Annotated in this window: 23 protein-coding genes; 8 read left to right on the top strand and 15 right to left on the bottom strand. The window is 69.3% G+C overall.

All coding sequences use genetic code 11. The annotated features are described in order from the left end of the window. Positions 1-6: 6 nt before the first annotated feature. A complete protein-coding gene (locus FGL91_RS08790; protein ID WP_153243620.1) occupies positions 7-1,293 on the bottom strand; it encodes a sugar ABC transporter substrate-binding protein in 1,287 nt (428 codons plus the stop codon). A 149-nt stretch (positions 1,294-1,442) separates the two neighbouring features. Here FGL91_RS08790 and FGL91_RS08785 point away from each other — a divergent pair, with 149 nt between their 5' ends. From FGL91_RS08785 to FGL91_RS08770, 4 genes are all read left to right on the top strand, one after another. After that, positions 1,443-2,699, top strand: a complete 1,257-nt coding sequence (locus FGL91_RS08785) for an LCP family protein (RefSeq protein ID WP_153243619.1) — start codon at positions 1,443-1,445, stop codon at positions 2,697-2,699. 29 nt (positions 2,700-2,728) lie between these two features. Next, the gene (locus tag FGL91_RS08780; protein WP_131491787.1) at positions 2,729-3,589 is read left to right on the top strand and encodes a spermidine synthase; all 861 of its coding nucleotides are present in this window, start codon (positions 2,729-2,731) and stop codon (positions 3,587-3,589) included. 111 nt (positions 3,590-3,700) lie between these two features. Then, complete coding sequence (locus tag FGL91_RS08775) at positions 3,701-4,228, top strand: hypothetical protein (RefSeq protein WP_047520763.1); 528 nt, start codon at positions 3,701-3,703, stop codon at positions 4,226-4,228. Positions 4,229-4,274: 46 nt separating this feature from the next. Further along, positions 4,275-4,763 (top strand): SprT-like domain-containing protein, encoded by a 489-nt coding sequence (locus tag FGL91_RS08770; protein ID WP_047520761.1) that lies wholly within the window; start codon positions 4,275-4,277, stop codon positions 4,761-4,763. A 7-nt stretch (positions 4,764-4,770) separates the two neighbouring features. On the opposite strand, the gene FGL91_RS08765 is transcribed toward FGL91_RS08770, so the two are convergent. The 11 genes from FGL91_RS08765 to FGL91_RS08715 all read right to left on the bottom strand — a co-directional run bounded on the left by FGL91_RS08765 (position 4,771) and on the right by FGL91_RS08715 (position 14,416). Then, complete coding sequence (locus FGL91_RS08765) at positions 4,771-5,193, bottom strand: DUF3054 domain-containing protein (RefSeq protein WP_153243618.1); 423 nt, start codon at positions 5,191-5,193, stop codon at positions 4,771-4,773. Positions 5,194-5,259: 66 nt separating this feature from the next. Further along, positions 5,260-5,919, bottom strand: coding sequence for a 2-phosphosulfolactate phosphatase (locus tag FGL91_RS08760; protein WP_131491786.1), 660 nt, complete (start codon positions 5,917-5,919; stop codon positions 5,260-5,262). Between the two features lie 18 nt (positions 5,920-5,937). Beyond that, positions 5,938-7,398, bottom strand: coding sequence for an ABC transporter permease (locus FGL91_RS08755; protein ID WP_153243617.1), 1,461 nt, complete (start codon positions 7,396-7,398; stop codon positions 5,938-5,940). After that, complete coding sequence (locus FGL91_RS08750; protein WP_047520748.1) at positions 7,395-8,156, bottom strand: ABC transporter ATP-binding protein; 762 nt, start codon at positions 8,154-8,156, stop codon at positions 7,395-7,397. Before FGL91_RS08750 ends, FGL91_RS08755 begins: the two co-directional genes overlap by 4 nt. Before the next feature lie 92 nt (positions 8,157-8,248). Next, positions 8,249-8,884 (bottom strand): response regulator, encoded by a 636-nt coding sequence (locus tag FGL91_RS08745; RefSeq protein WP_047520746.1) that lies wholly within the window; start codon positions 8,882-8,884, stop codon positions 8,249-8,251. Then, complete coding sequence (locus tag FGL91_RS08740) at positions 8,881-10,059, bottom strand: sensor histidine kinase (RefSeq protein WP_047520744.1); 1,179 nt, start codon at positions 10,057-10,059, stop codon at positions 8,881-8,883. Before FGL91_RS08740 ends, FGL91_RS08745 begins: the two co-directional genes overlap by 4 nt. A 61-nt stretch (positions 10,060-10,120) precedes the next feature. Beyond that, entirely contained in the window at positions 10,121-10,912 is a 792-nt protein-coding gene (locus FGL91_RS08735; RefSeq protein ID WP_153243616.1) for a class I SAM-dependent methyltransferase, read from the bottom strand. A gap of 35 nt (positions 10,913-10,947) precedes the next feature. Beyond that, positions 10,948-12,102 carry an AMP-binding protein gene (locus FGL91_RS08730; protein WP_194239350.1) on the bottom strand — a complete coding sequence of 385 codons (1,155 nt, stop codon included), beginning with the start codon at positions 12,100-12,102 and terminating at the stop codon, positions 10,948-10,950. A gap of 13 nt (positions 12,103-12,115) precedes the next feature. After that, positions 12,116-13,036, bottom strand: a complete 921-nt coding sequence (locus FGL91_RS08725; protein WP_153243615.1) for a 1,4-dihydroxy-2-naphthoyl-CoA synthase — start codon at positions 13,034-13,036, stop codon at positions 12,116-12,118. Positions 13,037-13,083: 47 nt separating this feature from the next. Further along, complete coding sequence (locus FGL91_RS08720) at positions 13,084-14,082, bottom strand: permease prefix domain 1-containing protein (RefSeq protein ID WP_131491782.1); 999 nt, start codon at positions 14,080-14,082, stop codon at positions 13,084-13,086. Between the two features lies 1 nt (position 14,083). Next, positions 14,084-14,416 carry a PadR family transcriptional regulator gene (locus FGL91_RS08715; protein ID WP_047520874.1) on the bottom strand — a complete coding sequence of 111 codons (333 nt, stop codon included), beginning with the start codon at positions 14,414-14,416 and terminating at the stop codon, positions 14,084-14,086. A gap of 129 nt (positions 14,417-14,545) precedes the next feature. Here FGL91_RS08715 and FGL91_RS08710 point away from each other — a divergent pair, with 129 nt between their 5' ends. Beyond that, a complete protein-coding gene (locus FGL91_RS08710; RefSeq protein WP_153243614.1) occupies positions 14,546-15,529 on the top strand; it encodes an o-succinylbenzoate synthase in 984 nt (327 codons plus the stop codon). A 97-nt stretch (positions 15,530-15,626) separates the two neighbouring features. Here FGL91_RS08710 and FGL91_RS08705 read toward each other — a convergent pair whose 3' ends face one another. Next, positions 15,627-16,250 (bottom strand): TetR/AcrR family transcriptional regulator, encoded by a 624-nt coding sequence (locus FGL91_RS08705; protein WP_047520733.1) that lies wholly within the window; start codon positions 16,248-16,250, stop codon positions 15,627-15,629. Positions 16,251-16,381: 131 nt separating this feature from the next. On the opposite strand from FGL91_RS08705, the gene FGL91_RS08700 reads away from it, so the two are divergent. The 3 genes from FGL91_RS08700 to FGL91_RS08690 all read left to right on the top strand — a co-directional run bounded on the left by FGL91_RS08700 (position 16,382) and on the right by FGL91_RS08690 (position 21,918). Next, positions 16,382-19,237 (top strand): efflux RND transporter permease subunit, encoded by a 2,856-nt coding sequence (locus FGL91_RS08700; protein WP_153243613.1) that lies wholly within the window; start codon positions 16,382-16,384, stop codon positions 19,235-19,237. Beyond that, complete coding sequence (locus FGL91_RS08695) at positions 19,234-21,207, top strand: YhgE/Pip domain-containing protein (protein WP_153243612.1); 1,974 nt, start codon at positions 19,234-19,236, stop codon at positions 21,205-21,207. Before FGL91_RS08700 ends, FGL91_RS08695 begins: the two co-directional genes overlap by 4 nt. A gap of 120 nt (positions 21,208-21,327) precedes the next feature. After that, positions 21,328-21,918 carry a 2'-5' RNA ligase family protein gene (locus tag FGL91_RS08690; protein ID WP_227991998.1) on the top strand — a complete coding sequence of 197 codons (591 nt, stop codon included), beginning with the start codon at positions 21,328-21,330 and terminating at the stop codon, positions 21,916-21,918. Positions 21,919-21,921: 3 nt separating this feature from the next. Here the strand turns inward: FGL91_RS08690 and FGL91_RS08685 are convergent, their stop codons facing one another. Together FGL91_RS08685 and FGL91_RS08680 are read right to left on the bottom strand one after the other, a co-directional pair. Further along, positions 21,922-23,427 (bottom strand): leucyl aminopeptidase family protein, encoded by a 1,506-nt coding sequence (locus FGL91_RS08685; RefSeq protein ID WP_153243611.1) that lies wholly within the window; start codon positions 23,425-23,427, stop codon positions 21,922-21,924. Positions 23,428-23,482: 55 nt separating this feature from the next. Beyond that, positions 23,483-25,144, bottom strand: a complete 1,662-nt coding sequence (locus FGL91_RS08680; RefSeq protein ID WP_227991994.1) for an AbgT family transporter — start codon at positions 25,142-25,144, stop codon at positions 23,483-23,485. Positions 25,145-25,153 lie beyond the last annotated feature (9 nt).

The raw sequence follows: 25,153 nt of genomic DNA, 5'->3' as shown, positions 1-25,153 counted from the left end.
GCTTCCTTACTGGTTGAGCAGTTCGGTCATCTCGGCGGCGGCGTCCTTCGTCGCGGTGGCGACGTCCTTCTGCCCGCTGAGGATGGCCTGGATCATGGAGTTGGTCGTCTTCTTCGCCTGCACGGCGCCGAAGTTCGGGGTGACCGGCACGGATGCGCCGCCGTCGACCATCTGCTCGGCGAACGGTGCGACGAGCGGGTCGGTCGAGGCGAGGGCCTCCTCCATCGCGGACTGCACGCCCGGGAAGTAGCCGGTCTCGTTCGACCACTGCTCGGCGAACTCACCGGTGGTGACGAGCTTCACGAACTCCCACGCCAGGTCGGCGTTCTTCGTCGTGTTGAAGATCGAGAGGTGCGATCCGCCCAGCACGGACGGGGCGATGCCGCCGTCTTCGCCGGGGATGACCGCGGCGCCGATCTTGCCTTCGAGCTCGGGGTTCGCCTCGATGAGCGAGTTCGGCGTCCAGGAGCCGGAGAGCATCATGGCGACGTTGCCCTGGGTGAACGCGTCGCGGAGGTCGGTCTCCTTCCAGGTGGTGGCACCTGCGGAGGAGAAGCCGTGCTCGGTCGCCAGGCCCGTGTAGAACTCGATGCCCGCCTGCGACTCGGGGCTGTCGAGCTCGCTCGTCCAGGTGTCGCCGTCCTTCGTGGCGATCTCGCCGCCGGCACCCCAGACCCAGGGGTAGACCTGGAACTCGGCGTCACCCGGAACCGGGAACGGCAGCATGTCGGGCTTGGCCGCCTTGATCGCGTCACCCGCGGCGACGATGTCGTCCCACGTCTTCGGAGCGTCGAGACCGAGTTCCTCGAACACGTCGGCGCGGTAGACGAGCGAGCGGACGCCGGCGTACCAGGGCATGCCGTAGAGCTCACCGTCGTAGGTGCCGGCGACCTCGAGGCCCTCGACCAGGTCGCCGCGCAGGTCCTTCTCACCGTCGACGTACTCGTCGATCGGGAGGAGTGCTCCGGCGTCGGCGAACTCGGCGGTCCAGGTGGTGCCGGTCTCGGCGATGTCGGGGGTCGTGCCACCGGCGATGGAGGTCACGAAGCGATCGTGAGCGTCGGCCCACTGGATCTCCTCGATCTTGACCGTCGCACCGGTCTCCTTCTCGAAGGCTGCCGAGACGTCGTCGTAGAAGGCGGTCGCGTCGGGGTTGGTGCCCTTCATGATCCAGACGGTGAGCTCCTTGCCCTCACCGTCGGCCGAACCGGTGTCGCTGCCGCCGGCGCAGCCGGCGAGGGCGAGCGTGGCCACGGCGCCGAGCGCCACGGCCGAGAGAATGCGCTTGTGCATTGCGGGGATCTCCTCTTTGAAAGTCCTGGAAAGCATCGGGTACTCACCGGGGGTTAGGAAAAAGTATCCACGACTAACTAATTCCCTGCAAGTTGCTCCCACAATCGTCATATGGCCGTAACATCAGCTTCCCCCGGTAGGCTCCCCGGATGGTTCGCCGCACTCCCGACAAGGACCGTTCGACGGTCGCCCGCCACGCGACGCTCCCCTCTCCCGGGCCCGCCAGAGGTTTCCTGAAGATCGCCGGGATCACGCTGGGCGTCGTGCTCGTCTCCGCGATCGCCGTCGCCGCTTTCGTCGTGACCGACTACTTCAACCGATTCAACGACGGTGCCGTCACGCTGGAGGGTGCGCCGGAGGTCGAGCCGCCCTCGATCAGTGCCTACCCCGGCGAGTTCAGCATGCTCATCATCGGGACCGACGAGTGCGGTGCGGTGTCGACGGGCCTGCTGGGTGAGCGCTGCTCCGAGGCTGACGGCGGGATCCTCAACGACGTGAACCTGCTCGTGCACGTGTCGGCGGAACCCCGCAAGGTCACGGCGATCTCGCTCCCTCGTGATCTGATGCTCGAGACGCCGGAGTGCACCCTGCCCGACGGATCCGTCGCCTCGGCCACGAGCAAGACGCAGATCAACTCGATCTTCCAGCGAGCAGGACTGTCCTGCGTGGCGAAGACGGTGACCGAGCTCACGGGCATGGAGATCCCCTTCGCCGCGAAGATCGACTTCGACGGCGTGATGGAGGTGACCGATGCGATCGGCGGCGTCGAGGTGTGCATCGGCGGCGACGGCATCCGAGACAGCCACACCGCTCTCGACTGGGCGCCGGGCCCCCGCACCGTCTCCGGCTACGAAGCCCTCCAGTTCATCCGCACGCGGCACGGCGTCGGCGACGAGAGCGACATGGCGAGGGTGTCGAACCAGCAGCAGTACATGTCGCGCCTGGTGAAGAAGATCATGAGCGACGAGGTCCTCACCGACCCCGGCAAGGTGCTCGGACTCGCCAACACCGTCGTCGACAACATCGACCCGAGCGACCAGCTGGCCAACCCGGTGCGTCTGGCCCAGCTCGCCCTCTCCATCAAGGACGTGCCGTTCTCCGAGTTCGTCTTCGTGCAGTACCCCGTGTTCGAGGACCCGGACGATTCCGACCGCGTCATCCCCAACCGCGAGGCTGCCGCGACGATCTGGGATGCGCTGAAGGCCGGCCAGTCGGTGCAGCTGACGGGCAAGGCCAGCAACAACGGCGGCGTCGAGCTCGTCGACCCCGCGCCGGGAACCGATCCGGAGGCACCGGCGACCGAGGTGCCTCCCACCGGGACACCCTCGCCGCGTGCCACGCTCGACCCGGCCATCTCCGGCCAGACGGTCGAGCAGGAGACGTGCGCCAACGGCAAGCTGCGCTGAGCCCCTCCCCGGAGCGTAGGCTCGTGCCCATGGGCCGGACGAGATCGCGCGACACCGAGCACCCGCAGGCCCGACTCGATCATGGCGGCATCGCCGGTGTCATGCCGTCGGAGTTCACCACGGGCTTCGAGCTGATCGTCGACGGCACCCCGCAGTCGCACGTCGACCTCGACGACCCGACGCACCTGCACTTCGAGTACATCGTGCGCATGGGGGCGGTGATCGACCAGCTCGCCGCAGGCCCGCTGACCGCCGTGCACCTCGGCGCCGGCGCGATGACGATCCCCCGCTACATCGAAGCGACGCGCCCCGGCTCCCGCCAGCAGGTCATCGAGCTGGAGGCTCCGCTGGCACAGCTGGTCAGGGAGCACCTCCCGCTGCCGAAGGGCGCCTCCATCCGGATCAGGATCGGCGACGCGCGGGCGGGCGTCACGAAGCTCCCGAACGCACTGCGGACGAACTGCGACCTCGTCGTCTCCGACGTCTACTCGGGAGCACAGACGCCCGCACACCTCACCAGCGTCGAGTTCTACCGCGAGCTCGCGGAGCTGCTGGCTCCCGGCGGCGTGCTCCTCGTCAACGTCGCCGACGGTCCCGGCCTCGCCTTCGCCCGGCGCCAGACGGCGACGATCGCGGAGGTCCTCCCGGAGGTCGCCGTGCTCGCCGACACCCAGGTGCTCAAGGGCAGACGATTCGGGAACCTCGTGATCGCGGCGTCCGCCGCTCCCCTGCCGACGGAATGGCTGCCGCGGATTCTCGCCGCCGGCCCCCACCCCGCGAAGATCGCCCAAGGCGCCGAGGTCGAGACGTTTACCCAGGGCGCCCGCATCGTCACGGATGCGGATGCCGTCGCCTCACCGCGTCCCGACGCCTCGCTGTTCCTGCGCTGAGCCGGCCTATCCGGCACAGCGACGACGCCGGATGCGGCGACCAGGGCGCGCCGCCGGGACGACCCCGCGACCGGAAGGCAGACTGGACGGGGACGCTGCGGAAGGAGAGCAATGAGTTTCATCCGGGGATACGACCAGGAGACCCTCCGCGAGGTGGTCGATCTCGACGAGTGCGCGACCCGTCTCGCGGAGATCGAGGGGCAGCGGAGCCTGCCCGCACTGCTGGAGCGGGTCTGGCTGTTGAAAGTGCTCGACCGCCTGGATGAGGCGCTCGCGCTGGCCGACGAGACCGTCCGCCAGGCGCGCATGGCCGGCACCCGCAAGGACGTGCTCCGCGCTCGCGTGCTGCACGCGACGATCCTGCAGTATCGGGGAGCGCACGCTGCTGCCGAACAGGAGCTGGCGACCTGCGCGACCGAGGCCGAGGGACAACGGTGGCTGTCGATCGCGGCCTTCGCGTATCAGCACCACGGCAAGAACGCCTACGACGCCGGGGACTTCGAGACCGCCCGGGAGAGCTTCAAGCAGTCGCTGTTCCTGCGTCGTGAGTCCGGTGCACAGGACAGCGAACTGGAGACCGCGCTGCTCGCGATCGAAGCGGCCGAGCGGCATCGTCCCTCACAGCTCATCGCGGGCTGAGACGTCCCGCGACCGCGATGTCGGTCGCATGGCTTACCCTGATCGCATGGCGGAACTCGACCGTGTGCGCGTTTGGGGCGAAGCACTGATCACGCTGCATCTCGATGACAGCTGGTCCTTCGGCTTCGACAATGCCAAGCGCCGTGCCGGGCAGTGCGACTACACGAAACAGCGCATCACGGTCTCGCGCTATCTGGCCGCGCGGTTCGATGACGACGAGATCCACCAGGTGCTGCTGCACGAGGTCGCGCACGCCCTCGCCGGCCACGCGGCGGCCCACGGACCGGCGTGGAAGCGCGTCGCCCGCGACCTCGGATACGTCGGCGGCACGACGCACCACGGAGAGACCGCCGTCGAGCTCGCCCCCTGGGTGGGAAGCTGCCCCGCGGGTCACGTGACGTACCGCCACCGCCGACCGACCCGCCCCACTTCCTGCGCGCGTTGTTCGCGCACCTACGACGCCCGACACCTGTTCGCCTGGACGCGGCGCGAGATCTCGTCCGACGTGCGTCTCGCCGCGCAGATGCCGCGCTGACCGCGACTCAGGTGACCGGGTCGCCTGGGTCACCCTGCTCGGTCGAGTCCGCGAGGTCGTGGTGAGGGGCGGCGCCACGTCGGCGGCGAAGCAACGCCGCAATCCCGCGCCAGCCGACGAGGAACGCGCCGAGGACCAGCGTCGCGACGATGATGAACGGCACCTCGGCGGTGTCACCGCTGAGCACGCGGATGAGCATTCCGCCTGCGACCGTCACGATCCACACGACCACGCCCCACAGGACGGACCACGGGCGGCGCGGCCTGCCCGGGAGCAGAGCGGCGAGGAGATGCCCGAGGAGCACCGCGATCAGGAAGGGCCAGGCGGTGAGCAGGAACCCGGCGGGGTTCTCGTCGTGCGAAGCCCGGCCGATCGCCGCGAAGACCAGCACGAGCAGGATGTCGACGATGACGGCGGGGAGGTACCTCATGCCACGACCCTACGTGCCCTGAGCCGAACCGGAGCCTCCCTCGCCGCACGAGTCCGTGCCGGGAGATCAGGCGAACGGGACGAACGCCCCCGCCCGCAGCACCGGGACGACGTCGACCGCGTCGAGCACGGCAGCGTCCGTCGTCGACGTCGGCACCAGACCGGCTGCCTCGATGCGGGTGGTCGCCTCGACACCCCCGGCGAGCTCGCGCCCTGACCCGCTCGCGCCGATCATGTGCCGCAGGGCACCTCGCAGGGCACGGAACCCCTCGGCGGCGACCGCCGCATCCGGGGCCGTGTGATCGATGCCGCGATCCGAGAGGGCCAGGACGATCGCCCCCGCGCCGAGCTGGTCCTCGACCGCGAACCGCAGCGTTCCCTCCGCGTCGGCCTCCCCCGCGGCGATGATCGCGACCGAGGTACGCGCCTGCCGGCGCTCCTGGAGTGTCTGCACCGCGCGTGCCACGGCAGAGGCGTTGCGGACACCGCCGATCAGCACGGTCGCATCCGGTGCTGCCGCCGCGGCCACGGCCGCGCCGTTCCGCGACCAGCCCTCCGCCTCCGCCAGCCCGACCTCCGTGCCGGACACCACCGCATCGATGACCGTGGAGGAGAACCGCAGCACGTCCACAACCACCACGATGTCGGTGGGGGCGAGGCGGGCGAGGCCCGCGGTTCCCCACTCGAGACGGACCTGATACGTGGACTGATCGAACGGCGACGGCATCCGACCAGCCTAGAGGCGTCAGTCCGCCGCGAGCGCCTCCACCGGAGCCACCCGCGTCGCCAGGCGGGTGGGCGTCGCCGCGGCCACGAGGGTGAGCACGGCCGTGGAGGCGACGATGATCGCCACCGGGATCCACGGGATCTGCGGTGCCACGAGGCCGGCGGGGACGAAATCGGGCAGGGTCGGGACGGATCCCAGGAGCGACTGCGCGGCGATCCAGCCGTACACGATGCCCAGCACGAGTCCGGTCAGCGTCGCCGCGACGGTGATGTGCGTCGCCTCCAAGAGGACCATCCGCCGCACCTGCCGGTTGGACAGACCGATCGAGCGCAGCAGACCGAGTTCGCGACGGCGCTGCACGACACCGATCGTGAGCAGATTTACGAGTCCGACCGCGGCGATCACGGCGGAGACGGCCACGAGCACCATCATGATCGCGGCGAAGGCGTCCATCGGGGCGAAGAACTCGTCGGGGACCTCTCCCGTGACCTGGCTCATCATCAGACGCTTCGCGGACTCGAGCGCGACAGCGAACATCGTCACCAGGGTCACCCCCATCACCACGCCGATCGCCATCCGCGACGAGCGCTCCGGATACCGCAGTGCGTTCTCGGCGGCGAGTCGCGCGGTGGCGCTCGACCCGAACATCCGCCCCACCAACCGCAGCACGGGCGGCATGAACAGCACGGAGCCGAGGGCCAGGCCGGTGAACGAGAGCACCCCGCCGAAGAAGGCGACCACGACGCCGAGGGGCGTCATGAGGCCGACCACCACCCCACCGGCCAGCAGTGCCGCACCGGTGAGGAGCAGGATCCAGGCGCCGATGTGTCGTCCCTGCGTGCCCGAGACCTCTTCGTGCGTGCGCTCCACGGCGCCGCCGAGGGCCTGCAGCGGGGTCACCGAGAGGACGCGTCGCGAGCCGGCCCAGGCTGCGGCCCAGGTGGTGAGCGCCACACCGACCGCCGGAAGCGCCACGAACGGCTGCGCGAGGGAGAAGGAGGTCGGGACGTTGTCGAGGAACTGGGCGCCGACCTGGACCCCGATCGCCGCCAGCACGAGTCCGGCGAGAAGGCCGAGTCCCGCACCGATCAGCCCGACCACGAGGCCCTGCGTGCCCACCTCGGCCCGCTGCGAGCGCGCCGTCGCTCCGATCAGACGGAGGAGAGCGATCTGCCGGGTGCGCCCGGCGATGATCGTCGAGAAGGTGTTCGCCGTGACGATCGCCGCGACATACATCGCGACCACCGTCAGCAGCACCGACAGGAGCGCGACGACGAACGCGAGCGTCCCGCTGTCGCCGATGAACGGATCGGCCTGCAAGACCGCGCCGATGTAGGCGGTGATCTCCACGAGGAGCACCCCGAACGCGGCCGACAGTGTGGCCACCAGGATGCTGGCCCCCATACCGCGATCACGCAGCCAGCCCAGACGCGGTCCGGTCGCCCGACTCTCGGGGACGACCGACGCGACGGCGGTCACGCGGCCACCTCCGCGGCGAGCATGTACGCGGAGATCTCCTCCGCGGTCTGCCGAGGGTGGTCCGCGACGATGCGGCCGTCTCCGAGGTACAGCACGCGGTCGGCGTGACTCGCGGCGATCGCGTCATGCGTGACCATCGCGATGGACTGCCCGTGCTCCCGGCTCGCCGTGGCGAGCAGACGCAACACCTCTCGGCCTGTCTTCGAGTCGAGGTTCCCGGTGGGCTCATCCGCGAACACGAGGTCGGGCGCGGTGGCGAGAGCGCGGGCGATCGCGACCCGCTGCTGCTGCCCGCCCGACAGCTGATGGGGCCGGTGGTTCAGGCGTGAGCCGAGGCCGAGGGTCTCGATGAGACCGTCGATCCTGGCGCGTTCGATCGCACTCGGACGCCGGCCGTCGAGCTCGAACGGCAGCATGATGTTGGCACGTGCGTCGAGCGTGGGGACGAGGTTGAACGCCTGGAAGATGAAGCCCACGCGACGGCGGCGCAGGATGGTGAGGTCGATGTCACCGAGCCCGGTGATCTCGGTGTCGCCGATCCACGCACGGCCCTCCGTGGGGCTGTCGAGCCCCGCCATGATGTGCATAAGGGTGGACTTCCCCGAGCCGGAGGGCCCCATGATCGCGGTGAACTGTCCGCGGCGGATGCCCACGCTGACATCGTCGAGCGCACGGACGGTGCCCTCGCCCGAGCCGTAGGTCTTCTTCAGGTGCTGGACGCGGGCGGCGAGCCCCATGTCGGTGGTCGTGATCTCCATGCCTCCGACGCTATTTCGGTCGCTGCCTGCGGGTCATCGCCCGGGCGGATCATCCGCGTACATCGCAAGGATGATCCGTGCTCGACCGACGGTCAGGCGAGGCCGTGCTCGAACGCGAAGACCACGAGCTGCACCCGGTCGCGCAGCACGAGCTTGGTGAGGATGCGGCTGATGTGCGTCTTCACCGTCGCCTCACTGAGGTACTCCCGGCCGGCGATCTCGGCGTTCGACAAGCCGCGTGCCGCGAGCGCGAAGATCTCCTTCTCGCGGTCGGTGAGCGTGTCGTACTGCGGAGGCACCGGGCGCGGCGCTTCCGCGAAGTGCGCGAACAGGTCGCGCGTCGCCGCGGCCGCGATCACGCTCGATCCGGAGTGCACCGTGCGGATCGCGGCGAGCAGGAACTCAGGATCGGCGTCCTTGAGCAGGAAGCCGCTCGCACCCTGCCGGATCGCCCGGGCGGCGGCCTCGTCGAGGTCGAACGTGGTGAGCATGACGACGCGCGGAGGCTCCGGACGGGCGAGGATCTCGGCCGTCGCGGTGAGCCCGTCCATGACCGGCATCCGGATGTCCATCAGCACCACGTCCGGCCGCGTCGCCCGCACGACCTCGAGAGCCTCCCGCCCGTCGCCCGCTTCGCCGACCACTTCGAGATCGGGCTGCGAAGCCACGAGCATGCGGATACCGGCACGGAACAGCGCCTGGTCGTCGACGAGCACGACTCTGATCATTCGGCGGCTCCGATCGGAAGCGTGGCATGGACGACGAACTGCGCCCCTCGACGCTCGGCTTGCAGACTACCGCCGACGAGCTGCGCCCGCTCCCGCATCCCGATCACGCCGTGGCCCCCGACACCGACGGCAGCGTCGCGCGACACTGTGTTGCGCACGTCGACGTCGACGCGGTCCGCGAGCCACGCGAGGTGGACGTCGACCGCGCCGTCGCCGTGCCGGATCGCGTTCGTGAGCGCCTCCTGCAGGATGCGGTACACCGCGAGCTGGATGGCCCCGGGCGGCTCCCCCGGGGGCATGGGGTCGACCGTGACCCGCGGCTCGATCCCCGCTTGCCGGACCTGCGCGAACAGGGCTTCGAGGTCGGCGAGGGTCGGTTGCGGACCGTCGCCCTGCCGGTGTCGGAGCTGCGTGAGCAGCATCCGCACATCGCTCAAGGCTCCGCGCGCGGTCTGCGCGATCGTGCCGAGTGCCTCGGTCGCCATCTCGGGTTTCGCCGCTGCCGCATACCGTGCACCGTCCGCCTGCGCGATGACGACGGCCAGGGAGTGGGCGACGATGTCGTGCATGTCCCGCGCGATGCGCACCCGCTCCTGCTCCTCGATGGCGAGTGACTCGGCCTGCAGCTGCGCCGCACGGGTGCGCCGCGCACGCAGCACGACCCGCCACAGCAACCCGCACACCCAGGCGAATCCGAGGGCCATGACCGAGATCACCAGCAGGAGGGTGCCCGTCGTCACCTTCTCCCAGCCGCTGCTCGTGCCGAAGGCGACACCGTTGACGACCACCATGTACAGCGCGGCGATGAGGCCGCCCAGGAGCGCGGACCCGAACCCCCACCAGAGCACACGCCGAGTACCCCAGGCCGCCGTGGCGTAGAGCACGAGCAGGATCGCGATGTCGATCGGCACCGGCCCGAATCCGGCCAGCATCTGGAGGATCGCGCCCGCCCACGCGGCGGCGAGGGCGAGCCCGGGCGCGAGTCGCCCGATCGCGACACCGCCGAACATCAGGACGGCGGCGAAGACCACGGCCACGACCGCCGCGCCCCCGAGCGCGCTGTTCCCGGTGCCCGGACCGTAGAACACGATCGACATCGGGACGAAGACGAGGAAGAGCAGCGCCGCCCCGACGATGTCGAGGATCAGCGCCGTGCGGGACAGGGGGCGGATCACTCCCCCACGCTACGCGAGGGTCTGGGCGCGGGCATCCGTCGCAGGATGTATCCCCGGCTCGTCAGACGTGGGCGATGATCTCTCCGTGCGGCACGAGGTACCAGCCGTCGCCGTCATCGGCCCAGCGCTTCCAGGCGTCGCTGATCTCCTGCAGCTCGGCCCGCGTCGCCAGCTCGCTGTCGACGAGTTGCCGTGCGAGCGCCGACTCGAGGATGCGGTCGGCCCACATCCCGCCCCACCAGGCACGCTCGGGAGGAGAGGCGTAGCACCAGGTGGACGCCGTCGCCGTGACCTCTTCGAAGCCCGCGGCGCGCGCCCAGGCCAACAGTCGTCTTCCGGCATCGGGCTCCCCGCCGTTCGCCCGCGCGGCTGCCTGGTACAGCGTCAGCCAGCGGTCGAGTTCGGGCAGGATCGGGAACCAGATGAAGCCCGCGTAGTCCGCATCGCGAGCGGCGACGATGCCACCCGGAGCGGTCACTCGGCGCATCTCCCGCAGTGCCTGCACCGGGTCGCCGACATGCTGCAGCACCTGGTGCGCGTGCACGACGTCGAAGGAGGCATCGGGGAAGCTCAGGGCATGCACGTCTTCGATCGAGAAGGCGAGGTTCGTCAGGCCACGCTCGCCGGCGAGGTCGCGCGACAGGGACAGCGCGTTCTCGTCGATCTCGGTCGCGGTGACGTGAGCGACGATCCCGGCGAAGTCGGCGGTGATGGTGCCCGGCCCCGCCCCGACGTCGAGAAGCCGCGTCGCCGCGGTGAGGTGCGGACGAAGGTAGGCCGCGGAGTTCGCGATGTCGCGCGTGTTGTGCGAGCGGAGGACGGATTCGTGGTGTCCATGCGTGTACGAGGCCATGCGGTTCAGTCTGGCAGAGCGCAGGGCAGCGACACTCAGTGCAACTCGACGACGGCGCGCCGGATCGCCTCGCGGTCGGGCTTCCCGGACGGGAGGACGTCGATCTCGTCCACGAGGATCAGGCGGGCCGGACGTGCGTGCCTGCCGAGCTCGTCTTCGACGGCGTCGCGCGCGTGGGCGAGCTGCTCGGACTCGCTGCGCCGCAGGACCTCGCCGCGGACTGCGACGATCACCGAGGCCTCCCCCCAGCGCTCGTCTTCCACGCCGACCACCACGGCCTCGTGAAGTCCCGCGATCCGACGGACGATGCGCTCCACCCGATCGAGCGAGATGTTGATCCCGCCCGAGACGATCACATTGTCCGCTCTGCCGTGCACGCGCACGATCCCGTCCTCCACCAGGCCCAGGTCGCCGGTGCGGTACCAGCGGATCCCGTGCTCGTCGTGGACGAACGTCCGGGCTGTCAGCGACCCGTCGCCGAGGTACCCTTCGGCGAGCATGGGACCCGCGAGACGCAGCTCGCCGTCGACCACGCGCACGCCCACGGTGTCGAGCGGCACACCGTCGTATACGCACCCGCCGCTGGTCTCCGTCGAGCCGTAGGTGCGCACCAGACGCACTCCGAGGTCGGCTGCCCGCTCGCGGAGGGGCTCCGGGAGCGCCTGCCCACCGACGAGGATCGCTCGATACGCCGTGAGCGCGGCGCGGACCGCCGTGTCCTCCGCCGCATCGAGCAGCGTCGCTACCTGGGCCGGGACCAGCGAGGTGTAGAGGTCGGGGATGCCCGACGGCGACGAAGGGCGCATCATCTCGAAGGTCGCCTGAGCGAAGGACTCCGGCGAGAAGCGGCCCTCGATCCGCGTCGGCTGGGTGCGGGCGAGGATCGAGCGCACGAGCACCTGCAGCCCCGCGACATAGCCGGCGGGGAGGGCGAGCAGCCAACGTCCGCTGCCGATCCGCGCCGCGGTGGCCTCGGCGCTCGCCCGCAACGCCTCACCGCTGAGCGCGACTCGCTTCGGGATCCCGCTCGACCCGGACGTCGCGATGACGGCCGCGATTCCGTCGGCCACCCCCTCGGGCGCTCCGGCGACCATCCCGAGTCCCAGGGCGGGGCCGCCGTCGAACGCGCGCTCCAAGGCATCCCGCAGCTGTGCCGGGTCTTCGGCATCCGTCGGGATCAGTGCGACCATGCTGCTCTCCGGCTCAGTAGTGCCAGGGGAAGGAAGACCAGTCGGGACCGCGCTTCTCGAGGAACGAGTCGCGGCCCTCGACGGCTTCATCGGTGCCATAGGCCAGCCGGGTCGCCTCCCCGGCGAACACCTGCTGTCCGACCAGACCGTCGTCGACGGCATTGAAGGCGAACTTCAGCATGCGGATCGCCGTGGGCGATTTCGTGAGCACGGTGCGGGCCATCTTCAGCGCTTCGCGTTCGAGTTCGGCGTGCGGGACCACACGGTTCACGGCGCCCATCTCGTACGCGCGCTGCGCGGAGTACTCCTCGGCGAGGAAGAACACCTCACGCGCGAACTTCTGACCGGTCTGGCGGGCCATGTACGCAGACCCGTAGCCGGCGTCGAAGCTGCCGACATCGGCGTCCGTCTGCTTGAAGCGGGCCTCCTCCGCGGATGCGATCGTGAGGTCGCAGACCACGTGCAGCGAGTGCCCGCCTCCTGCTGCCCACCCGGGGACGACGGCGATGACGACCTTGGGCATGAAGCGGATGAGGCGCTGCACCTCGAGGATGTGCAGACGACCGACCGCGGCACGGCTCGCACCGTCGACGATCGCCGTCTCGGCGTCCGAGTACTTGTAGCCGTCACGACCGCGGATGCGCTGGTCGCCACCGGAGCAGAACGCCCAGCCGCCGTCTTTCGGGCTCGGGCCGTTTCCGGTGAGCAGCACCGCGCCGATGCGGGCATCCTGCCGGGCGATGTCGAGGGCACGGTAGAGCTCGTCGACGGTGTGCGGGCGGAACGCGTTGCGCACCTCCGGACGGTTGAAGGCGATGCGTGCGACTCCGCCGTCGTGCGAGACGTGCGCAGTGATGTCGGTGTAGCTCTCGGCCCCGGGCGCGAGCACCCATTCGGCCGGGTCGAAGAGGTCGGAGACGAATGAACTGGTCACGACATCCAGCCTATTCCTCGGCCCGCTCGGCACGGGATTCCGTGATGTCAGGCGCGGCGTGCGCGAACCGTCTTGATCCAGCCGTCGACGATGTCCCAGCCGACACCGATCGCGAAGCCGAACCCCAACAGCACGGCGAGGATGCGGAAGACGCCACCCTCGTCGGCGGATGCCGCCTGCCCCGCGGCGAAACCCTCGCCGCCCGCAGCTGCGATCCGCGCAAGGAAGTCCGGATTCACGAGCTGGTTCGTGAGCAGGAGGGCGACGACCCAGAGAAGGAACATCAGCGCGAGGATCGTGTTCACCACAGCCAGGCCGATCGTCCACCGTCTCGTGCGGAACAGCACGACGGCGAACACCGCCTCCGCGGCGATCAGGAGAAACAGGACGCTGATCCCCCAGGGCCACAACTGTGGATCGACGATCGGCACGACGGTGCCGTCCACGATGACGAAGCCTCGGAAACGGTCCCAGAGGAGCGCGCCGACGGAGATCCCGAGGAAGACGAGCGATGCGATCAGATCGTTCCGCCCCGCCACACCGTTCTCGCTCGGCTCCGGGAGCTGGTCGAGGTCCCACTTCTCGATCGCCGTGGCGCTGTCGGTGCGATCGAGGATGACGAACACCAAAGTGGTCCAGAAGCAGATGTGGAGGATCGCGCCCCCGGCGGCGAGGATCGATGAGGAGATGATCTCGCCGACCGGAGCACCCGCGATGGTCTGCCCGAGGGCGACCGCTCCGAAGACGCAGACCGGAACGATGATCAGCAGCAGCTTGAGCAGCCGCCACCAGGTCAGGTAGAACCGCGGACCGATGAGGTACAGCGGGCGATCCGCATAGCCGGCGGCGAGGACGCCGGGGTCGCCGAGCTCGGTGAGCACCGCGCGCTCGGCATCCTCCGGTGCGTCGCCCTGGTCCACCCGCGCCTCGATCGCATCGGCGATGGAGGCCTCGAGCTCTGCACGGACGTCGTCCTGGGCGTCGGGACGGAGACTGCGGATCGTGGCACTGATGTACCGCTCCGTGAGCGTGGTCGTCGTGGTCATGTCAGTTCTCCTCTGTGGTGAGAGAGGTGATCGCGGTCGTGAGTGACCGCCATTCGTCGGTGAGTGTGTCGGCCAGCCGGATGCCTGCTTCGGAGGTGCGGTAGAACTTGCGCGGCCTGGCTTCCTCGGTGTTCCACTCGCTCGTGAGGTACTCCTGCTTCTCCAGACGGCGAAGCAGCGGATACAGCGTGTTGGCGTCCGTCGCGAAGCCGCGGCGCTCGAGTTGCTCGAGAAGCGAGTAGCCGTACCCCGGCGCACGCAGCAGCTGCAGGCAGGCGAGCACCACCGTGCCGCGCCTCAGTTCCTGCAGGTGCGTATCGAGCGTCTCGTTCATGTCGAACACATTACTGTGTGACGCACACTATTGGCAATGGCACATCGACAATCGAAGCGCGATGCCGACCTGACGACTCACCCGGACGACGAACACCGGCCCGCATGCTCCACGGAGCAGAATGGGCACATGATCCCGCCGCTCGCAGACCTGCTCGACTCGGCCAGGGTCGTCGCCCTCCCCCTGCACAGTCGCTTCCGCGGCGTCGATGTGCGAGAAGCGCTCCTCTTCGAAGGACCGGAAGGCTGGGCGGAGTTCTCACCGTTCGTCGAGTACGACGACGTCGAGGCCTCGACCTGGCTCGCCGCGGCGATCGACTTCGCCTGGCGCCCCCAGCCTGAACCGCTCCGTGATCGGATCGGCGTGAACGCGACCATCCCGGCAATCGAGGCCGGCCGCGTGACTGAGCTGCTGTCGCGGTTCACGGGGTGCCGCACGGCCAAGGTCAAGGTCGCCGAGCCGGGGCAGACCCTCGCCGACGACGTGGCACGCGTCCGGGCGGTGCGCGAGGCGATGGGGCCCGAGGGACGCATCCGGGTCGACGCGAACGGCGCCTGGAACGTCGACGAGGCCGAGCACGCGGTGCATGCCCTCGGTGAACACGACCTGGAATACGTCGAGCAGCCCTGCGCGACGGTTCCGGAGCTCACGGAACTCCGCACGCGCGTGAAGTACATGGGCATCCCGGTGGCAGCAGATGAGAGCGTGCGGAAGTCCTCCGATCCACTCGCCGTCGCCCGCGCCGGTGCCGCCGACCTCCTCGTGATCAAGGCCCAGCCACTGGGCGGCATCACGCACGCCCTGCAGATCGTCACGACTGCTGGGCTCCCGGTCGTGGTCTCGAGCGCGCTGGACACCGCGATCGGCCTGTCCCAGGGAGCCGCGCTCGCCGCCGCCCTTCCGACGCTGGACTACGACTGCGGGCTCGGCACGGCGTCGCTGTTCCTCGACGACGTGGCCGACCTGCGTCCGGTCGATGGCTCGATCCCGGTCGGACGCGTGACCCCGGACGCCGAAGCACTCAGCCGCCTCGCCGCCTCGGACGAACGACGCGAATGGTGGCTCGCCCGCCTCGCCCGCTGCCACTACGAGCTGTCCGCCGCCGCGCACTGACCCGGGGCACCGCCGACACGCCAGATCTCGGGCGCTTCCGCGGGTACGGTCCGGCATCTGGCGTGTCGGCCGAGGATTGAACGAGCGGCCGGGACCGCTACAACTCGATGAACAGCTGCACGAGCCGTCCGAGCTGCTCGCTGCCCGAATGCCGCAGCTGCGCGTCGTCGAGCCCTGCCATCGCACCGCGCACGGTCATGCCCTCCCAGAGGATCATGAGCATCCGCGCCGCCGTCTCCGCAGGCAGACGCAACTGCAACGGCCCCGCCGACACGATGTCCTCGATGATCTGCGCGATGCTCCCGACCATCTCGCTCTCCTGAACGAGATAGGCCGCGCCGAACTCCGGGTCACGCAGTGCACGGATACGGATCTCGCTCATCAGCATCACGCCGAGGCGGTCATCGCCTCCGAGCTCCATGATCTGCTGGACGAGCTCGATGGGGTCGCAGCCCTCGGCGAGCGCGCCGTCCGCGGTCAGCTGCTCGACGCGCGCACGCACCGCGCTCACACGCACCTCGGAGACGCTGGCCGCCAGCATCAGGAAGAGCTCGTCCTTGGATTCGAAGTTCGAGTAGAACGCGCCGCGAGTGAACCCTGCACGCTCGCAGACCGCCTCGACGGAGGCACCGTCGAGTCCGACTTCGGCGAAGACCTGCGCCGCCGCCTCCAGCAGACGGGCGCGCGTGTTCTCGCGACTACGGGTTGCGGGTGTCGACATCGAAACCTCCTGACCCATCACTCTCGCACGATTCACACCCCGCACACAGACTCACCCGTGCGGGTCACCTTACGATACATCTATGTATCGGATACACCTGTGTATCCACCCCGCACCCTTCGGAGGAACGCGTGTCCACACTCCTGTCCTCACTCGGACGTTGGTCGTTCCGTCACCCGTGGCGAGTCCTCGTGTCCTGGCTCCTCGCGCTCGGCATCGCCGGTGCCGGTGCCCTCGTGCTCGGCGCAGGTACGGACAACACCTTCTCCATCCCCGGAACCGAGTCCCAGGCAGGTCTGGAGCAGCTCTCCCGGTCCTTCCCCCAGGTGAGCGGCACGAACGCGCAGTTCATCGTGGTGGCCGCCGACGGCGATCAGGTCACGGATGACGACTACCGCGACCACATCGAAGAGGCCGTCGACGAACTCGCGGACCTCGACGGTGTCCTCGCGGCCACCTCGCCGTACGACGAGATGGTCAGCGGGATGATCAACGACGACGACACCGCGGCGATCGTCCGTGTGCAGTTCGACGGTGAGTCCACGGATGTCTCGGACGACACGAAAGAGGCACTGCGCACCGTCGTGGGCGACCTGGACTCCGAGCTCCCGGACGGCGCACAGACCTCCCTCGGCGGCGACCTCTTCGCGATCTCGATCCCGGGCGTCACGCTCACCGAGGCGGTCGGTCTGCTCATCGCGCTGCTGGTCCTGATCGTCACCTTCCGCTCATTCGTCGTCGCCGGTCTTCCCCTCCTCACGGCGATCCTCGGCGTCGGCATCTCGATGGCAGGCATCTTCACGGCGACGGCCTTCGCCACGGTCTCCTCCACCACGCCGCTGCTGGCGCTCATGCTCGGGCTCGCGGTCGGCATCGACTACGCACTGTTCATCATGGCGCGGCATCAGGATCAGGTGCGCGAGGGCGTCGATCCGGAGGAGTCCGCGTCGCGCGCCGTCGGGACGGCTGGCTCCGCCGTGGTGTTCGCGGGCGTCACCGTGCTCATCGCCCTGATCGGACTCGGCTTCGCCGGCATCCCGTTCCTGACGACCATGGGCATCGCCGCCTCGGTCGCCGTGGCCGTCGCGGTCGCGATCGCGGTCACCCTCACCCCCGCGCTCCTCGGATTCATGAAGGGCAGAGTGGCCGGTCGGCCGAAGCGCGCACCGAAGCCCAAGAAGACGGACGCGAGCGACGACCCCGACAGCGCGCCCGCGGCTCCCGCCCGCGCCAAGGGCAGTGCCCGCTGGGTGAACGGTGTCACCAAGCGCCCCCTCCTCGTCTCCCTCGCCGTGGTGATCGGCCTCGGCATCGTGGCCATCCCCGCCCTCAGCCTGAACCTCGCCCTCCCGAACGCCGGGGTGCTGCCGAAAGACTCGGAAGCGCGTCAGAACTACGACCTCGTCGCTGAGGAATTCGGACCCGGGTTCAACGGCCCGCTGATCCTCACGGGCACGATCGTCACGTCCACCGATCCGCTCACCTTGATGGAAGACCTCGGGGATGCCGTCGCGAAGGTGCCCGGCGTCAAGGAAGTCGCCCTCGCGACACCGAACGAGACCGCTGACACCGGCATCGTCCAGATCATCCCGGAGACGGCCCCGGACGACCCGGCGACCGCCGACCTCGTCCGCGAACTGCGCAGCCATCACGACGAGTGGTTCGACGAGTTCGGCATCGACCTCAAGGTCACCGGCTTCACCGCCGTCGGCATCGACATCTCCGATCAGCTCGGCAATGCCCTGTTGCCGTTCGGCATCTTCGTGATCGGCCTCTCCCTCATCCTGCTGACCATCGTGTTCCGCTCGCTGTGGGTGCCGATCACCGCGGCCGCCGGATACCTGCTCTCGATCGTGGCGGCGTTCGGCGTCGTCGGGGCCGTGTTCGAATGGGGCTGGTTCGCCGACCTCCTGCACGTCGCCCGGGTCGGGCCCATCATCAGCTTCATGCCGATCATCCTGATGGGCGTGCTGTTCGGACTCGCGATGGACTACCAGGTCTTCCTCGTCTCGCGCATGCGGGAGGACTTCGTGCACGACCCGGACTCCAAGAGCCCCGACCGGGCGACGCGGCGCGCTGCCGCATTGCGCACCGTTCGCAGCGGGTTCACCGGGTCGGCGAAGGTGGTCACGGCGGCCGGCCTCATCATGTTCGCCGTCTTCGTGGCGTTCGTCCCCGAGGGCGACTCGTCGCTCAAACCCATCGCCCTGGGCCTCGCGGCCGGGATCGCGATCGATGCCTTCCTGGTGCGCATGACCTTGATCCCCGCGCTGATGGCCATCCTCGGCGAGCGCGCCTGGGAGCTCCCGGCCTGGCTGGAGAAGGTCCTCCCCCGCGTCGACGTCGAGGGCGAGGCGGTGGAACGCGAGCGGCACCTCGCTGCCTGGCCGGGAGACGGTTCGATCGTCGCCGCCGACGACCTCGTGCTGACGGATGCCGGGATCGACGGGCTGCACCTCCGGGTCCGGCCGGGCGGAGCGCTGCTGCTGACCGGGAGTTCCGGTGCCGCGTTGCGTGCGCTGGCTCTGACGATCGCCGGACGGGTGACGCCTGACGCGGGACGCCTCCGGGTGGCGGGGCATCTGCTGCCAGGACGCGCGGCCTGGGTGCGCGCACACGTCGGCGCCTTGATCGCGACGGACGCCGGGGTCCCGGCATCCGAGCTCTCCGAGGCGCTGCGCGATCGACCCGCGGTGGTCGTGATCGACGGCGTCGAGAGGCTCCCCCTCGCCGCGCGCGATCAGATCGCCGCCCGACTCCGGGATGCGGATGCTGCGACCGCCGTGATCCTCACGACCACCGCACCCGAGGTCGCGCGCGACCTCCTCGCCGCCGCAGGTCGTCCCACCCCCGAGCTTCTCTCCGTCGACACCCCCGCCGAGCGTCGACACCCCCTCAAGTCACCGCATCCAGACGGGGGTGCCGACGAAGAACGGGGGCCTCGGCCTGAAGACGACACGACGAAAGCCACCGAGGTGACCGCATGACCCTCCCCATCGAGCGCGCCCGCTCCCGCAAACCCATCACGTGGCTCACGATTCTCGGAGTGCTGCTCCTGCCTGCCGCGGTCGGCGGCATCCTGGTCGCGGCCCTGCAGAACCCGACCGAGCGTCTGGACTCGATGACCGCGGCGATCGTCAACCTCGACGATCCGGTGACCATCGACGGGCAGGTGACCCCGCTCGGACGCCAGCTCGCCTCGGGCCTGGTCGAAGGATCGGACGACCTGGACTCGAACCTCACCTGGGTCATCTCCAACCAGGACGACGCCACCGACGGACTCGCCGACGGCACCTACCAGGCCGTCATCACGATCCCGGAGGAGTTCTCCGCAGCCGCCACCTCCGCGGGCACCGCGATCTCGGACGGCGGCGGGAAGGCCGAGCAGGCCACGATCACCGTGACCACACCCGACGACGGCCTCGTCGCCGATGACCTCATCACGGGCCAGATCGCCGACGTCGCCGCCTCGACCATGGGCACCATGCTCTCCGAGGCCACGACCGAGAACATCCTGGTCGGCTTCACAACGATCGGCGACCAGATCGGCGAGGCGGCGGATGGTGCGTTGAAGCTCGCGAACGGAGCGCGGGATGCCGCGACCGGAGCCGCCGCGATCCCCGACGGCGCCACCCAACTCGCTTCCGGTGCGGGAGAACTGAGCACCGGCGCATCGTCACTCGCCACGGGACTCGACACGATCGCGGGCAAGACGCGGGATGCCGCCGCGGGTGCTGCGCAGATCGGGTCAGGGCTGACAGCTGGGGCATCTCAGCTCCAGTCCGGAGCCGAGGACTCGAAGCAACTGGTCGGCGCGATTCAGAGCGCGTCCTCGTCGGCGCAAGCGGCCGCGAGCGGCTCGGCCGACCTCGCTCAGAAGCTCGGGGCCGCAGCAACCGCGGCCTGCACGCCCCCGGTCTCGGACCCGGCGGAATGCCAGCAGCTCTCCGACCTGGCCGCGGAGGCAGGAACCGTGGCGACGGACGCCGGCACGGCCTCCGGCATCCTGAACAGCAAGAAGGTCGCCGCCGGAGTCGCCGCGCTTCCGGGGACGTTCTCGACCCTCGCCGGGCAGATGTCCCAAGCCGGCGCCGGTGTCACGCAGCTGTCGTCCGGGCTCACCCAGCTCGCGGATCAGGGCATCAGCGCGTCCGCCACGGGCGCGCGGGGCATCGCATCCGGAGCCACCCAGCTGTCGACCGGCGCCACCGCCCTCGCCGACGGTGCCACCGAGCTCTCGACCGGGCTCGACACCCTGGCCACCGGTACGGGTGACCTCGCGGGCGGGCTGCGCACGGCCTCCGACTCGCTCCCCTCCTTCAGCGACAGCGAGTCGAAGTCCCTCGCCTCGGTGATCGCCGATCCGGTGTCGTCGAACTCGTCGATGGACACGATCTTCGGCCCGACCGCGATCCCGCTGCTCGCCGCGGTCGTGCTGTGGTTCGGCGGACTCGCGACCTTCCTCGTCCTGCGCGCCCACACCGCCCGCACCCTCACCTCACGACGCTCGTCTGCCACGCTCACGTTGCGCGCCTTCGCACCCGCTGCTCTGATCGGGGCAGGGCAGGGCCTACTGGTGTCGTTGATCGTGCAGATCGTCGCGAGCTACGACACCCCCGCCTGGTGGGCCTTCGCCGGCACAGCCGTGCTCGCCGGCGTGGTGTTCGCCGCTGTGAACCAGGCACTCGTCGCACTGTTCGGCGGTGTGGGGCGCTGGATCTCGGCGCTCGTCGGTGTGCTCGCGGTCGCCACGGGTCTGATCTCCACCGTGCCCGATTGGCTGGCCGGACTCGGCGCGGTCCTGCCCACCGCTCCGGCCTTCGCAGGACTGATCGCCGGGAGTGGATCTGCGGTCGCAGCCCTGGTGGTGTGGGGCGTGCTGTCGCTCGTGGCCACGACCCTCGCCGTCGCCCTCCGACGGACCACTTCGGCGCGGGCGGTCATCGCCACGGCCTGAGCACCCTGCGAAAACGGAGACCATCCGCTCCCGGTCCGGCGCGTCGATTCATGACTCGCCGGGCCGGAGTGTTTCGGTCTCCGTTTTCGCATCCCCCTCGACGAGACCTAGGCTCTCCGCATGCGCCGACCGTTCATGAGCACCCCCGACCAACTGGAGAGCCTGAACGGTCAGCAGTACCTCGTGCTCCGGCCGACCGCGGACGTCGCAGCGACCTACCGGGAGATCCAGAGCACCGCGCTCGCGCATCTGGGCATGCCGCTACGACACCCGCACACGGAGCACGTCACCCTCCGAGGCTTCTTCGAACCGGAACGGCGAGAGGAGCTCGGCGAGCTGGTGCGCGCGTGGGCCGCGCAGCAGTCGCCCTTCGAGATCATCGGCGAAGCCGTCGACGAGTTCCCCACGCCCTGGCAGATCCTGGTCGTCCGTCTCGCACGCACGACGTCACTCGTCTCCGCGTACTCGTCGCTGACCGATGCGCTGGATCGCACGGATCTTCGTCGCATCGGAGAGCTGCCCCTCGAGGAGTGGACGTTCCATCTGTCCGTGCTCTACGGCAAGACGCTCGACGCCGCCACGTGGGACCGCGTCGTCCAAGAGGAGGCCCGCTCCCTCACTCCACAGCCTGCCGAAGTCGTGCGCGAAGCCGAACTGGTCTGGTACCAGGACGGCGCCGAGCACGCCGAGGTGATCCCCCTCGGCGGCTGAGGCTCACGAGGTCGGCGTGAAGCTCCGGGCCGCCTCCAACAACAGTCGCGCACCGAAGCCGGTGGCACCCGCGGTGCGCCAGGAGTCGTCCTTCTCGGTCTGCATCGTCCCGGCGATGTCGATGTGCGCCCACGGCGTCTCGCCCACGAAGTGCTGCAGGAACAGCGCCGCCGTCGTGGCTCCGGCGAAGGGGCCACCGAGGTTCGCGATGTCGGCGATGTCCGAGTCGAGCTGCTTGCGATACTTCTGCTCGAGCGGCAGCTGCCACACGGGCTCGTCGGCGAGCGCCGCGGCCTCACGCACCCGGTCGACCACCGTCTGGTCGTTGCCGAAGACCGGCGCGGTCGCGGAGCCGAGAGAGACCAATGCGGCACCGGTGAGTGTGGCGATGTCGACGATCGCGTCCACCCCGTCCTCGGTCGCGAGCACGAGGGCATCGCTCATCACGAGACGCCCTTCGGCATCGGTGTTCTTCACCTCGATCGTGGTGCCGCCGCGCGCCGTGAGCACGTCACCAAGTTTGTACGCGGTACCGGACGGCATGTTGTCGGTGCACATCAGCCAGCCCGAGACCTTGGTCGAGACTCCGGCGTCGCGCAGCCCGACGAAGGCACCGAGCACGGCCGCAGCACCGCCCATGTCCATCTTCATGAGCAGATGCATCGGGTCGCTGGGCTTGAGGCTGATGCCACCCGAGTCGTACATGATGCCCTTGCCCACCAGGCCGAGGTGGCCGGAGCCGCCACCTTCGGGCGTGTAGACGAGCTTGATCATGCGCGGCTCCTCCACGGATCCCTGATTGACGCCGAGCAGACCCCCGCAGCCGAGATCGATGAGCGCCTGCTTGTCGAACAGCTCGACCTCGAATCCGAAACGCGCTCCGAGTTCCACCGCGATCTCGCCCATGTTCACCGCCGTCAGGTGACCGGGCGGGGTGTTCGCCAGATCACGGGCCACGACACCAGCGCGGGCAGCCGTGCGTGCGACCTCGAGTGGCCCGCCGTCCGCGCCCGGCACATCCACGGTGAAGGCGGCGAGCGGGACGTGCTTCGACGACGCGTTCAGCACCGTGTACCGGTAGCGCGCGAGGAGTGCCCCTTCGGCGAGCGCTCGCACAGCCTCGCCTGCCTCCACCCCCGCGAGGTCGCCGATCCGCAGCCCCAGGGTCGCCCGACGGGGGACGGCGCGAGCGAGTGCAGCCGCTGCATCGCGAAGGCCACGCGGCCCGACATCCGCCCGATCGCCCAGACCGACGGCGACGAGATCCGGCTGACCCGCGCGCGGCAGCACCAGAGAGGTCCCCGGCTCGGCAGTGAACCCCGCATCCTCCAGGCCGGCGCGGTCGAACCCGAGCTCACCCGGAACGTCCCCGTCGGTGTACACCCCGACTCCGATCGCCTCGACGTCGGAGGCGATCTCACCGACCCGGAGATCCACGGTGTCCACGGCATCCAGCCCGGGCGTGGTCTTCAGATCGGCAGGGATCAGCTTGTTGGGTCTGCGGTCCATGAGGTCTGCTCCTTCTGTGCGGTTGTTCGGATACGTCGTCCGCCGGCGATGTCGGTCAGCCGGCGATGTCGACCGGTGAGCCCGGGCCCCAGGGGATGCCGAGGAGGAACCAGACCACGTACAGCGCCGTCCAGGAGAGCAGCATCCACACCGCATACGGGATCATCAGGGCGATGATCGTGCCGATACCCGCCTCCTTCTTGTAACGCTGCGCCACGGTGACCATGAACGGCAGGTAGACCATCAGCGGCGTGAGCACGTTCACGGGCGAGTCCCCCACCCGGTAGGCGGCGAGGAGCGTCTGCGGTGCCACGTCGAGCGACGCGAAGATCGGGATGAACACCGGCGCGAAGATCACCCACTTGGGCACGAGCCCCGGGAGGATGAAGTCCAGGATCACGATCACGACGATGAACGCGAGCAGCAGGACGATGGCGGGGACACTCGCCTGCTCCAGCAGCTCGGCGGCCGAGACCGCGGCGACGGTCGGGAGATTGGTCCAGTTGAACAGCGCGATGAACTGGGCGATCATCAGGAACATCACCAGCAGACCGCCCAGACTCGCGAACGTCTTGGCGATCGCACGGACGGTGGCCGTTCCGCCTCGCAGCGTCCTCGCCCCCGCGCCGTAGGCGACGCCGCACACCAGGAAGGCGAGGGAGATGAGGAACACCAGGCTGGCCATGAAGGGCGTCGTGCCGATGATCGCGCCGGTCTCCGGGTCACGCAGCGGTGCGCCGGGTGGCAGGGTCAGCGCGAGGACCAGGGCGACGAACCCCAGCAGCGCCCAGAACGAGAACTTCAGCCCGCGGGCCTCGGCATCGTGGTCGACGCCTTCGGCCTCATCCGCGATCGTCATGTCTCTGCGGTCGTAGGAGCCCAGACGTTTCTCGGTGACGAACACCGTCACCAGGAGCGCCACCGTGGCGAGCAGGAAGGTCGACACGATCCCGAAGTAGAAGTTCTGCGTCACCTCGATCGGCTGCATCCCGGCGCTGACGAGCACCTCATTGGTGATCTCGGTGAGCATGCTGTCGCTGGGCGTGATCAGGAGATTCGCCCCGAAGGCCGCGCCGACACCGGCGAATGCGCCGGCGAGGCCGGCCAGCGGATGCCGCCCGACGGTGAGGAAGGCTGCGGCGGCGAGCGGCACGAGGATCAGGTAGCCGGCATCCGTCGCCACCGACGACAGCACACCGACGAAGATCAGGATGAACGCGAGCCAACGGCGCGGGGCCACTTTCACGACGCGACGGATCATCGCGCCCATCAACCCCGCGTGCTCTGCCACACCGACGCCCGCCATCGCGATGAGCACGACGGCGACCACACCGAAGCCCGCGAAGTTGTCGACGAAGGAGGAGAAGAAGAAGCGGATGCCGTCGATCGAGAGCAGGTTGCGCACCTCGAAGGTGCGCTCCTCGATCGTGTAGTCGGGGATCTCGGCGGGCATCCCGGTGGTGGTGTCATAGATCTGCCAGTTGCCACCGAACTGCTCGTTGACCTGGGAGAACTCTTCCTTCGGAACGGGGATCACGACATCGTCGGTGACCGACACCCCGATCCACGCGAGGATCGCGGAGAGCACGGCGATGAGGCCGATCAGGTAGACGAACATGATCGTCGGATCCGGCACCTTGTTGCCGACCTTCTCGATCCAGTTCAGGAACCCTTTGTCCCCGGCATCGGGGGTGCTCGACGACTTCTCCGTAGCCATAGCCCCCAT

It is taken from the genome of Microbacterium sp. CBA3102, from assembly GCF_007954505.1.
GTDB lineage: Bacteria > Actinomycetota > Actinomycetes > Actinomycetales > Microbacteriaceae > Microbacterium > Microbacterium aurugineum.
This window is presented reverse-complemented; position numbering and strand designations above follow the sequence as displayed.